Source organism: Peribacillus sp. NPDC097675 (genome assembly GCF_050277655.1).
GTDB lineage: Bacteria > Bacillota > Bacilli > Bacillales > DSM-1321 > Peribacillus.
Genome location: NZ_JBNNSK010000001.1, coordinates 268,561 through 280,774, shown reverse-complemented (window position 1 = coordinate 280,774; position 12,214 = coordinate 268,561). Strand labels below are relative to the sequence as shown.

General features: G+C 45.1%; 10 protein-coding genes. All 10 read right to left on the bottom strand.

The window, feature by feature from the left end; translation table 11 throughout:
- Nucleotides 1-49: 49 nt before the first annotated feature.
- Complete coding sequence (gene alaS / locus ACQKL5_RS01305) at nucleotides 50-2,686, bottom strand: alanine--tRNA ligase (RefSeq protein ID WP_427606181.1); 2,637 nt, start codon at nucleotides 2,684-2,686, stop codon at nucleotides 50-52.
- A 305-nt stretch (nucleotides 2,687-2,991) separates the two neighbouring features.
- Nucleotides 2,992-4,068 (bottom strand): AI-2E family transporter, encoded by a 1,077-nt coding sequence (locus ACQKL5_RS01300; RefSeq protein WP_427606179.1) that lies wholly within the window; start codon nucleotides 4,066-4,068, stop codon nucleotides 2,992-2,994.
- Nucleotides 4,069-4,297: 229 nt separating this feature from the next.
- Nucleotides 4,298-4,489 (bottom strand): hypothetical protein, encoded by a 192-nt coding sequence (locus ACQKL5_RS01295; RefSeq protein WP_427606593.1) that lies wholly within the window; start codon nucleotides 4,487-4,489, stop codon nucleotides 4,298-4,300.
- 17 nt (nucleotides 4,490-4,506) lie between these two features.
- On the bottom strand, nucleotides 4,507-4,968 hold the full coding sequence (locus ACQKL5_RS01290) for a PRC-barrel domain-containing protein (protein WP_427606177.1): 462 nt from the start codon (nucleotides 4,966-4,968) through the stop codon (nucleotides 4,507-4,509).
- A 111-nt stretch (nucleotides 4,969-5,079) separates the two neighbouring features.
- A complete protein-coding gene (locus ACQKL5_RS01285) occupies nucleotides 5,080-5,847 on the bottom strand; it encodes a TPM domain-containing protein (protein ID WP_427606175.1) in 768 nt (255 codons plus the stop codon).
- Nucleotides 5,847-6,413, bottom strand: coding sequence for a LemA family protein (locus tag ACQKL5_RS01280; protein WP_427606174.1), 567 nt, complete (start codon nucleotides 6,411-6,413; stop codon nucleotides 5,847-5,849). Before ACQKL5_RS01280 ends, ACQKL5_RS01285 begins: the two co-directional genes overlap by 1 nt.
- A gap of 99 nt (nucleotides 6,414-6,512) precedes the next feature.
- Nucleotides 6,513-8,942, bottom strand: a complete 2,430-nt coding sequence (gene recD2, locus ACQKL5_RS01275; protein ID WP_427606173.1) for an SF1B family DNA helicase RecD2 — start codon at nucleotides 8,940-8,942, stop codon at nucleotides 6,513-6,515.
- A 37-nt stretch (nucleotides 8,943-8,979) separates the two neighbouring features.
- Nucleotides 8,980-9,645: a tetratricopeptide repeat protein gene (locus ACQKL5_RS01270; protein WP_427606171.1), complete on the bottom strand. Its 666-nt coding sequence runs from the start codon at nucleotides 9,643-9,645 to the stop codon at nucleotides 8,980-8,982.
- Nucleotides 9,646-9,781: 136 nt separating this feature from the next.
- Nucleotides 9,782-10,897 carry a tRNA 2-thiouridine(34) synthase MnmA gene (gene mnmA / locus ACQKL5_RS01265; RefSeq protein ID WP_427606170.1) on the bottom strand — a complete coding sequence of 372 codons (1,116 nt, stop codon included), beginning with the start codon at nucleotides 10,895-10,897 and terminating at the stop codon, nucleotides 9,782-9,784.
- A 27-nt stretch (nucleotides 10,898-10,924) separates the two neighbouring features.
- Entirely contained in the window at nucleotides 10,925-12,070 is a 1,146-nt protein-coding gene (locus ACQKL5_RS01260) for a cysteine desulfurase family protein (protein ID WP_427606168.1), read from the bottom strand.
- Between the last annotated feature and the right edge of the window lie 144 nt (nucleotides 12,071-12,214).

Here is a 12,214-nt window from a genome sequence, read left to right as displayed (position 1 = left end):
AGCGTCTTAGAATTCCATCATTACCTCATTGTACAACACTTTTCACCGTTTATGAAATCGATAAGACCCATTCTTCAACAAAATTAAGGGCCGCATCTAATTTTTCTGGGTCTTTACCACCTGCTTGGGCCATATCCGGTCGTCCACCGCCACCGCCACCGCAACGTGTTGCGACTTCTTTGATCAATTTACCGGCATGGAAACCACGTTCGATATAATCCTTCGTCACTCCGGCTATTAAGTTGACTTTATCACCTTGAGCCGATCCTAGCACGATAATCACTGAATCAAGTTTTTGTTTTAGGTCGTCTGCCATTGCACGTAAGTTATTCATGTCAGTGGCTTGGACTTTGGCCACCAAGACTTTAACGCCATTGATTTCTTTCACGTTTGAAACAAGGCTTCCGGCTTCAATATTGCTCAATTTAGCAGCCAGGCTGTCGTTTTCACGTTGAAGTTCTTTCGCGTCCGCCAAGATGGTTTCGATTCGTGCCGGAACATCTTTCAGATTCGTTTTCAGTTTAGCAGCTGCGTCCTTCAAGACATGGATTTGGTCAGCCATCAAGTTATAGGCTCCAGCACCAGTTACTGCTTCGATTCGGCGTGTACCCGCCCCGATGCCACTTTCAGAAACTATTTTGAATAAGCCAATGACCGCTGTATTCGGAACATGGACACCACCGCAAAGCTCTAGGCTGTAATCGCCGATTTGAACGACGCGGACAATCTTGCCATATTTCTCTCCGAATAGTGCCATCGCACCCATTGCTTTTGCTTCTTCGATATTTTTATAGTCCGTATTCACTTGTAAGCTTTGCCAAATCTTTTCATTTACAATCGCTTCGATTTGCTCGATTTCTTCTGCCGTTATCTGACCGAAGTGTGAGAAGTCAAAGCGAAGGCGCTCAGCTTGTACAAGTGATCCAGCTTGATTAACATGCGTTCCTAAGACATCCTTTAAAGCTTGATGCAGAAGGTGTGTAGCTGTATGATTTTTCGTGATTTGAATACGGTTTTCCTGATTGACCGCTGCCATGACTGTTGAATCAGTCGTTAACGTACCAGCCGTTACAGTAACACGGTGCAGATTTTGTCCATTCGGTGCTTTTTGAACATCAAGGACATCCACTTTCACCAATTCACTCACAAGCGTTCCTTTATCGGCAATTTGGCCGCCGCTTTCCGCATAGAATGGAGTTTGATCCAGGATCACCTGAACATCTTCGCCTTCATGCGCTTCTGTTGCAAGCTCTCCATTTTTCACGATGGCCACGATTTTCGCTTCCACTGAAGCTTGATCATATCCGACGAATTCACTTTCGATTTTGATTTCACCTAATATTCCACCTTGGATTTGCATGGAATCTACATCTTGACGCGCTGAACGTGCACGTTCACGCTGTGCTTCCATTTCTTTAGCAAAGCCTTCTTGGTCAACTGTCATGCCTTCTTCTTCCGCATATTCTTCCGTCAATTCAATTGGGAAGCCATATGTATCATACAGACGGAATGCATCGCTACCAGGAATGATCGTGTTGCCTTTTTCTTTTTCCTTCTTGATGACGTCAGAAAGGATTGCAAGTCCATCATGAAGTGTCTCGTGGAAACGCTCTTCTTCATTCTTGACCACTTTCGCAATGAAGTCCTTTTTATCAAGAACTTCTGGGTAGAAATCTTTCATGATTTCGCCCACCACTGTCACTAGCTCAAACATGAATGGACGGTTGATGTTGATTTGCTTTGCATAACGAACCGCTCTACGCAGCAAACGGCGTAATACATAGCCGCGGCCTTCATTGGATGGAAGCGCACCATCGCCAACAGCGAATGCTACTGTACGAATATGATCGGCGATAACTTTAAAGGCCACATCTTTCTCGGCATCGACACCATATTTCACATCGGAGATTTCTTCAACCGCACGGATGATTGGAATGAAAAGGTCCGTATCATAATTCGTTGCCACATTTTGCACGACGGATGCCATACGTTCTAGCCCCATGCCTGTATCGATATTCTTCTTTGGCAGCGGTGTGTAAGAACCGTCCGGATTATGATTGAACTGAGAGAAGACAAGGTTCCAAACTTCTAGATGACGTTCATTTTCGCCACCCGGGAAAAGTTCCGGATCATTCGGGTCATCCCCGTATTCAGGTCCACGGTCATAGAAAATCTCCGTATTCGGGCCACTCGGACCTTCGCCGATATCCCAGAAATTTTCTTCCAAGCGAATGATTCGTTCAGCAGGAATGCCGATTTTCTTATTCCAGATTTCGAATGCTTCTTCATCTTCCGGATGAATTGTCACTGCTAACTTTTCTTTATCGAATCCGATCCACTTTTCATCGGTCAAAAATTCCCAAGCCCAAGTAATCGCTTCTTCCTTGAAATATTCTCCGATGGAGAAGTTTCCAAGCATTTCGAAAAATGTATGATGGCGTGCAGTTTTCCCCACGTTCTCAATATCATTTGTACGAATCGCTTTTTGAGCGTTCGTAATTCTTGGATTTTCCGGAATCACCCGTCCGTCAAAATATTTTTTCAACGTTGCTACCCCAGAATTGATCCAAAGTAATGATGGATCCTCATGAGGAACCAATGACGCACTCGGTTCGATGTTATGACCTTTTTCACTAAAGAAATCTAAATACATTTGGCGGATTTGAGCGCCAGTTAAAAACTTCATCTATATATCCTCCTCTAAAAAATATGTAATTTTGAGCACAGCAAAAACTCCCATCCCAAAACAGGGACGAGAGTCAACTCGCGGTACCACCCTGATTATGGACACAAAACAACTCGTCCATCACCTTCATAAATGCCTTAACGCGGCAAGACGGCAGGTATTAGCTGCTCTCGGGACTAGCTTTCTGCTGATCTTCACCTGGCAGTCCCTTTCAGCCTAAGGGGACACCTCTCTTCTAAATGGTCTTCAGCATACTTCGTCCTTCAACGAATTATCTTATGTATTGGATTATATTCACAAGACTTTTATTTGTCAATAAGCGGCGGCTTCTTTCTGAAGTGGACGCTTGCTTGCTGTATGGAAACTTTCAGAACCGCCAGTATCGGAATCGAAAGCACCATTCCAAGAATGCCCCCCACCTCACCACCTGCCAATAGAGCAAACATGATAAAAAGGGGGTGCATATGGAGGCTTTTTCCGACAATGAGGGGCGACAAGATATTTCCTTCAAGGAATTGCAGAATGATCACGATGACCACGATGATAATCACCATTTTCACAGAAATGGTTGCTGCAATGATGACAGCCGGAATGGCCCCGATGATAGGGCCAAAATAGGGAATTACATTGGTTACCCCGATGATGGCGCCAAGCAATAAGGGATATTCCATCCCGACAATCCAAAAAAGCAACGAAGAAATCACCCCTATCGCCGCACATACGATGATTTGTCCGCGAATGTATCCACCAAGTGAAGCATCGACCTCTTGGACGAAGGCACGCCCCTGCTTGCGCCACTTTTTCGGCGTCATGAACCACGCCATTTTTTTCAATGAAGCAAAGTCTTTTAGAATATAAAAAGCAATGAAAGGGATTAATCCAATCAGAAGGATGAAATCAAACAGCTTCAGGGCGAACTCCATTACTTTTTCTGGTATGGAACTTAACCAATCTTCAAAAAGGACAACCCCTTCTTCGAAACGTTCATGGATACCGAACGGCCAGTCTGCCGTTTGGTGATTGAGCTTTTCCACCCTGCTCCGATATTGCTCGACGAGTTCCGGTACGCTCTCAGAAAGCTCCCGTACCTGACTGGTCATCATGGGAATTCCCATATATACCGCAAATCCAATCCCACCGAAAAATAGCAGATAAATAATCACAATTGATAACCAACGGCGCATCCCTCTCTCATTCAGAAATTCCACAACGGGATGCAGCAAGTAACTAATGAATGCCCCTATGAAAAATGGCAGGAATACTGTTATAAGCACAGAAACAGCAGGTCCCCACATTGGCTTCAGTTTCATAAAAATATAGATGATGAAAAATAAGAGCAGGATAAATCCGAGCCGATAAAACCATTTCACACGAAAACTCATGCTTACCATCTCCTCGCCCGTTTATTATTGGAAGTGAAATAGTTTTTCATACATATCACTAGAAAAAGCGATGCAATCACACGGATTGCATCGCTTTTTGGAAATCATTTCACCTAAAGGAATTAGAGCATCGATTTTATTTTCTTGCGTAATTTCTTCATTCTCTTGTTGATCGTTTTGGAATTCATCATGTTCATGAACCCTCTAGCCATTACAAGCACCTCTTCCGTTAATTACATTTGAAGCGGCGGTCATTTTCCTCGAACAAGTCATCCAAAGAGCTTAAACTTCCATCTTCTTCGACCTGGTGCGTATTAATGATTCCATCAGAAATGGTCATTTCAATAAAACAATTCCAACAATAGAATTGATTGACGCCAATTTTCCCGACATCTTTACTGCGACAATTCGGACATTGTATTTCCAAAATAGGACACCTCACTGTTCATAAACTGAAACAATGATGGCATCCTTCCCTAAAGTAGGTGGCTGTTTTGACTCAATCACTGTCGATTCCGAGAAAAAACCATCCGTTGTTTCATACGCTATAATCGTGCCCATTTTTTCCAGGAAATATACATCCTGCAGTAGCCCTAGCTCGTCGCCCATCTCTGAAAGAAGCATACGTCCCACTACCTCATCCTTTGTGAACCAAATGGAATCGTCCATCACTTTCTTTGGTGTTGTATCCTGTTGTAAGACGACCCCATCAGGCCCAAAAGACAAGATATCATCCAGCGTCATAAGAACAACCTTCTTGAACAATGCTTGCCGATGGATGACCAAACCGTTCACATGCCCGGCATCCGATAGGGACAAATCATGGACTGTCCCAATCCTCTCTCCCTGGGCAGTGAAAACCGGCAACCCCTTCAATATAGAAAACGTCCGCAAAGTCATCCCGCCCCTCCGAACATTTTTAGTATTTCTAGCACCCGTCCAATACATGTACTGAAAGGTTTTCCATTACTTTTATACGCAAAAAAAAGACCGGTTTCCCGGCCTTGCCTTCTACCAACCCCTGCTGGAACCTCCGCCTCCCGAGCTTCCTCCGCCTCCGCCTCGAGGACCGCCACCACCACGGCCGCCCCCTCCGCCTCCGCGACTGATGAACATCAAGAGGATATTGAGTAAGGTTTGAAGGAAAAATCCTTTGAACAGTTTAGCGTCCAAAAAGACCACAATAATGGCTACGATGATGATGAGGAAAATCTGAATGCCCGATAGCTGTGTGTTTTCTTCGGGTTGAACGGCATAATCTTGATAAAAATCTTCGCCTAAATCATATTCCTTTAAAACCTCGTTATAGATCGCCTTATATGTTTCAGTCAGAGCAAGATTGTATTGGTTTTCCTTTAAATAGGGAATGGCGACATTGTCCAAAATCTGTCCTGATTTAATATCCGTAATGGCACCTTCCAATCCGTACCCCACTTCGATACGGATTTTCTTTTCCTCCTCGGCAAGGACAAGAAGGACCCCATTATTCAAATCTGCATCACCAAGTTTGAATGCCCTTAAGGCCTCGACAGAGTATTCTTCGATTTCGGAGCCTTCCATGGAGTCAACGGTCAATACGGCTACCTGGGCTTTAGTTGCATCTTCCAATCTCTTTCCCAAATTAATCAGTTCGGCTTTTTCCTGGTCATTCAATACACCGGCAAAGTCTTGGACATAGATATCACCAACTGGTTTTGGGATATTCGGTTCTGCTGCGACTACGTTTGCAAAGTTGAAAGTGAAAAGTAAAAGGAGCGCAAACACAGCAAGCTTTTTCATTACTTATCGCTCCCAAAATCAACCTTTGGCGTTTCTTTATCTTGTTCACTCACTTCATAATAAGGTCTTGCATCGAAACCGAACATGCCTGCCATCAGGTTCTTCGGAAAGCGTTTGATGGTCTTGTTGTACGTGGTGACCTCATCGTTATAATCCTTTCTCGCGACCGTCAACCTATTCTCTGTTCCTTCTAGGCTGTCCATCAGACTTTTGAAATTCTCGTTGGCCTTTAGATTCGGATACTTCTCCACGACCACCAAGAGCCGGCTCAATGCCCCACTCATTTCTTGATCGGCATCGATGGCATCCTCGGTTGTATTCGCACCCGCTAATTTCGCGCGAGCATCACTGACCGCTTTAATGGCCTCCGTTTCATGTGAGGCATATCCTTTTACCGTTTCCACAAGGTTCGGTATTAAATCTGCCCTTCGCTTTAATTGGTTATCTACCTGCGACCACTTATTGTCCACATCTTCACTGCTGCTGACGAGACTGTTATAGGAAGTCGCGCCAAAAATGATAAGCAGGACCACGACAACTAGTCCGATTAACCACCCTTTTTTCATTCTGTATCCCCCTCATTTTTTACTAAGTATCATTACATTCTATATTTATTCCACTAAATCTATGAGTTATAAACTAAAACACCATAAAAAAGCCGAAGATTACATCTTCGGCTCCATGAAATCATATGGTGTCATACCGTCCATACCAATCATCGGATCAGTGTGCATGAGTATATCGAAATAGCTCTCCCCTTGAATCGGCACTTCTACTTTTCCATCCATCTCGACCGCTTCCTTGTCTCCATCCAAGGTTTCCCGGAGCTTTTCAAGCAAGGTCGTTTTCCTGCGCATTTCGTCATTCCGCTCAATGCCAAGGCGGAATGCATCTTCTTCTCCGCACAGGATCAGGAAACTCTTGCTTCGGGTTATGGCCGTATACAATAAATTCCGGCGTAGCATCCGGTAGTAACTCTTCACGACTGGTAAAATCACGATTGGAAATTCACTTCCCTGTGATTTATGGATAGAGCAGCAATACGCATGCGTAATTTGGTTCAGATCCTGCTTCGTGTACGTTACTTCAATGCCTTCAAACGAGATAATCACCTTATCCACATGGTCTGTGTTTTCCTTCGCGAACAGGATCGAGACGATTTCACCCATATCTCCGTTGAAGACACCCTCCTCCGGCTGATTCACCAGCTGGAGAACTTTATCACCGGTCCTGTAAACGACGTCACCAAACTTGATTTCGCGCCGCTTTTCATCCTTATTGCTATTAAAGACTTCTTGCAGCATCTTATTCAATGCATCAATCCCTGCAGGTCCCCGGTACATTGGTGCCAGAACCTGAATGTCCCTTGCCGTGAAGCCCTTCGTCCTGGCATTGGCGACGACCTTCTCTATCACTTGAGCAATCTGGCCAGTCTGGCAGCGAATGAACGATCGATCGGCCTGTTGCTTCGTCACATCATCCGGTAGCCGTCCTTTTTTTATATCGTGGGCCAGTTCGATGATCGATGAACCATCCGCCTGCCGGTATATATGCTCAAGACTGACAGTCGGCACGCAATTGGAACCGAGCAAATCCTTCAGCACTTGACCTGGCCCGACCGATGGAAGCTGATCCTCATCACCCACCAAAATCAACTGGACATTTTCCGGCAAGGCTTTTAACAGTTTTTGGGCCAGCCACGTATCCACCATGGAAACCTCATCAATGATGACGATTCGACCTTCCAACGGATTATCTTCATCATGGGCAAAGCCCTCGCTCCCGTTCCAACCAAGCAATCGATGGATCGTTACCGCCGGCAGCCCCGTAGATTCCGCCATCCGTTTTGCCGCACGGCCTGTAGGAGCCGCAAGCACGAAGGGAAAAGGATCGGCCCCTTCTTTTTTATAATCGTGGATGTCCATGGATACGCCATGAAGTTCCGCATATAACTCGACAATCCCTTTAATGACAGTGGTCTTCCCCGTACCCGGACCACCCGTCAAGATCAGCATCGGTGACTCCAGGGCCGTTTGAATCGCTTCCTTTTGCGCAGGTGCATAGGAAACATTGAGCCGCTCCTCCAGCTTACCTAGCGCAAGTAGAAATTCCGATTCGGGAAATTGATCTTCATACTCCGTTTGAGCAAGCAGGCGCTTGATATTCGCCACGATTCCCTTTTCCGAATAATAGAGGGACGGCAAATAAATTCGCTGATCCTCCACAACGATTTTACCCTCCTCCGTTAATTCGATTATTTCCGTGGAAATGCTGCTGAACTCAATCCGGTCCCGCTTATTCTCTTCTAAAAGCCTTTTGACCCCTTCTAACAGCTGCTCGGCCTCCATATATATGTTCCCGTCCTGCAGGCATTGAGATTCGAGCGTATACAAGCATGCAGCCTTGATACGGTCGGGATGACTGCCGGATATGCCCAGCTGATGGCCAAGCTCATCCGCCCGTCCAAAACCAATCCCTTCAATATCCTCCACAAGCTTATAAGGGTTACCTTGTAGCATCGTGACGGTATCCTGCTTATACATTTGGTAGATTTTCATCGAAAGCTGGGGACCAAAGCCATATTGATTCAGGGCAATCATCACCTGTTCAAGACCCTGATGTTCGACTAATGTATCGTAGAGGCTCTTCGCTTTTTCCCCAGTGAGTTTCGGAATATCATCAAGTATGGATGGCTGGGCCAGGATTTTAGAAATCGCGTTCTCCCCGAGCTTATCAACGATGCTCTCGGCTGTCTTTTTCCCGATGCCCTTGAATAGTTCACCGGATAAATAGCTGACGACCCCCTCCTTGGACTGAGGAAGATCCTTGCGAAAATGCTCAACATGAAACTGAAGGCCAAACCTGGGATGCTCCTTAAGCGCCCCATAGAATATATACACCTCATCCTCATGCATCCTCGGAAAATACCCAGTAACGACCGCTTCCTTCTCATCATAATTCAAATTTGTCTCATTCAAACGGATTCGGACGACCGAATACATATTATCTTCATTATGAAAGATCGTCACTAGATGGCGGCCTTTCATAAACATTTTCTCTTCTGAAAACAAATCCATCGAATCCTGCTGGGCCAACGCTTCTCCCCACCCTTCACATGTTTCTTTTGTCTATTTATTCAGCAGACATTTCTTCCATCAGTTTCTTGCCGTGTGCCGCTAACATATGATCTGGCTGTGCTTTTAGAGCTTTTTCAAAATAACCGATCGCAGCCTCGGAATCTTCCTTGTACCCAGCATACGCCACACCTAAATTATAATAAGCATCCGCATGATTTGAATCTTGTTCCACCACTAGATTCAACTGCTTGATCAATTCTTCATACAATTCCGCATTAGCCAGGCAAAGTGCAAATTGGAATCTTGCATCCACATCTTCAGGACTCAATTCCACCGTTCTTTGCAAATAAGGCATCGCCAATTTTGGCTGATCCAACGCCATCAATGTCAGTCCAAGCATGAAGTATGCATCACTGTTATCAAGGCCCAAACGGATTGCCTTCTCGAACATGTCCTTCGCTTCAACCAATTTGGAATCGACTTCGTAATATAAGTTTCCTAACGAATAATAAGCAGCGGCTGCATTTTCATCCAGCTCAATCGCCTTTTTATAGAACTTAACAGCTTTATCCGTCTCGCCAACTGCAGTCAGCACATTCCCAAAGTTTATGTAGGCAACCGGCTCAGTAGGATTTTCCTCAATCGCTTCATTAAAAACTTTCGCCGCTTCCTCATATTTTCCTTGTTGCATAAACTCAATACCTTGTTGATTCTTATCCATCACCAATCACGCTCCATTTTTTATTAAAAAGTATAGCATATGCTATTTGATTTTTTTATGTATGTACGTGCATTGCCAGTCTTTCACAATGCAAACAAAATCCCCAACCGCAAATACAGCTGGGGACATGCTTATTTTACCCTACGTAAGTCAGTTTTTCACCTTTTTTAAACACTTCATCGATCGTACCGCCACCTAGGCAGACTTCACCGTCATAAAATACGACCGACTGACCTGGTGTAATCGCACGAACCGGCTCGTCAAATACAACTTCAACATCGCCGTTTTCCAATACTTTCACCGAAACGCCGCTATCCACTTGACGGTAGCGGAATTTCGCCGTACACGTAAATTCCGTTGCAGGCATATGTTCTGCCACCCAGCTCATCTTCACAGCCTTCAGTGAATCAGAGTATAGGACGTCATTGTCAAAGCCTTGGCACACATATAGAACATTGTTTTTCAGGTCTTTACCCGCTACGAACCAAGGCTCGCCGCTTCCGCCGATACCAAGACCATGGCGCTGGCCGATCGTGTAGTACATCAACCCATCATGTTTCCCCATGACTTTGCCATCCATCGTCGTCATTTGACCGGGTTGTGCCGGCAGATACGTACTCAAGAAGCCTTTGAAATCGCGTTCCCCGATAAAGCAAATACCTGTCGAATCTTTCTTCGTTGCCGTTGCAAGACCCGCTTCCTTCGCAATTTCACGAACTTCCTTCTTATCGATATGCCCTAGCGGGAACATGACTTTTTCCAGTTGTGTTTGCGTTAACTGGTTCAGGAAATACGTTTGATCCTTGTTATTATCCACACCGCGAAGCATTTTGTACTCGCCATCTTGATACTTAACCTGTGCATAATGACCTGTCGCCACATAATCGGCACCCAGGCTCACCGCATGCTCAAGGAATGCCTTGAACTTGATTTCCTTATTGCACATCACGTCCGGATTCGGTGTCCGTCCCGCCTTGTACTCCTCCAAGAAATAGGTGAAGACCTTGTCCCAATATTGTTTTTCAAAATTGACCGCATAATATGGAATCCCGATCTGATTACAAACGGCAATGACATCATTGTAATCTTCCGTTGCTGTACAGACTCCGTTTTCATCCGTATCGTCCCAGTTTTTCATGAAAATCCCGACCACGTCATAGCCTTGGTTTTTCAAAAGCAGGGCAGACACAGAAGAATCGACGCCTCCTGACATCCCTACGACTACACGGGTGTCTTGTGGTGCTTTCTTCATTCTGTCACCTCATCTATTTAAATAAAATTATAGTTGTACCAATCTTTTTACAATCTTAACGGTTGCCTCAGCAGCTTCCCTGACTTCCTGCTCGGTATTGTTCAGACCAAAGCTGAATCGAATTGCATTCTTCGTCCGCTCCGAACCTTTTCCGAACATCGCGACCAAAACATGCGACGGTTCTATGGATCCGGCCGTACAAGCAGACCCGCTTGATACCGCAACACCAGCCAAGTCCAAATTCACGAGCATCGATTCAACATTCGTACCAGGAAAACTCACATTCAGCACATGTGGCAGCACATGCTCCCTCGATCCGTTAATCTCATATTGTACCTCCGCCTCATCAAAAACGGCAAGCAATACGTCTTTGAAATGGTTGTATTGCTCCGTTTTCTTCTCCATCGTACGTTGAGCAATGGACACCGCCTCCGAAAAGCCAGCAATCGCAGGGACGCTTTCCGTTCCAGCGCGCCGCTTCCGTTCCTGTTCGCCACCGTATAAATGAGGAGGGAATTTCAATCCATCACGCATATATAAAAAGCCGGTTCCTTTTGGCCCATTGATTTTATGAGCGGAAACACTCAACAAATCCACGCCCAGCTCACGGACATTGATGGGAATGAGGCCATATGCCTGCACCGCATCCGTATGGAAAAGGGCTTGATGTTCCTTCAATAGCTGTCCGATTTCAGCAATTGGCTGGATCGTGCCCACTTCATTATTACCAAACATGACAGAAACCAAAATCGTATCATCCCGCAATGCTGCTTTTAAATCAACAACCGAAATAAGCCCCGCTTCATCCACAGGTAAATAAGTGACTTCAAAGCCTGACTTCTCTAGGAATTGACATGTATGCAATATGGCATGATGCTCAATCTCTGTCGTAATGATGTGCTTGCCTTTTTCCTTATTCGCATGCGCAGCCCCGATTATCGCCGTATTATCCGCTTCCGTTCCACCACTTGTAAAAATGATTTCATTCCGTCCGGCTTTAATGCTTGCGGCAATATTCGAACGCGCTTCATCTAAAACATGGCGCGCTTCCCGCCCAAACGCATGAATGCTCGACGGATTCCCAAAGTCATGGCTCATGACTGACATCATCTTATCAATCACACTCGGATGCATCGGTGAAGTCGCAGCATGATCTAAATATATTCTGTTCACTTATTTGTCGCCTCCATAGAATAGTTGACTCTAGTGTTTAAAATTAAACTTGCAAAAAAATGCCTATTCCCATAGGATTTTACCTTTAAATCAACCAGTAGTCCAATAACTCAGATACATGATTATTAAGATAGAACCCTTTAG

Excerpts from the sequence above, each read along its gene's own strand:
- ACQKL5_RS01270 (WP_427606171.1), bottom strand. The coding sequence starts at position 9,645 with ATGGATAAGAATCAACAAGGTATTGAGTTTATGCAACAAGGAAAATAT.
- ACQKL5_RS01300 (WP_427606179.1), bottom strand. The coding sequence starts at position 4,068 with ATGAGTTTTCGTGTGAAATGGTTTTATCGGCTCGGATTTATCCTGCTC.
- mnmA (WP_427606170.1), bottom strand. The coding sequence starts at position 10,897 with ATGAAGAAAGCACCACAAGACACCCGTGTAGTCGTAGGGATGTCAGGA.
- ACQKL5_RS01290 (WP_427606177.1), bottom strand. The coding sequence starts at position 4,968 with ATGACTTTGCGGACGTTTTCTATATTGAAGGGGTTGCCGGTTTTCACT.
- ACQKL5_RS01285 (WP_427606175.1), bottom strand. The coding sequence starts at position 5,847 with ATGAAAAAGCTTGCTGTGTTTGCGCTCCTTTTACTTTTCACTTTCAAC.
- alaS (WP_427606181.1), bottom strand. The coding sequence starts at position 2,686 with ATGAAGTTTTTAACTGGCGCTCAAATCCGCCAAATGTATTTAGATTTC.
- ACQKL5_RS01280 (WP_427606174.1), bottom strand. The coding sequence starts at position 6,413 with ATGAAAAAAGGGTGGTTAATCGGACTAGTTGTCGTGGTCCTGCTTATC.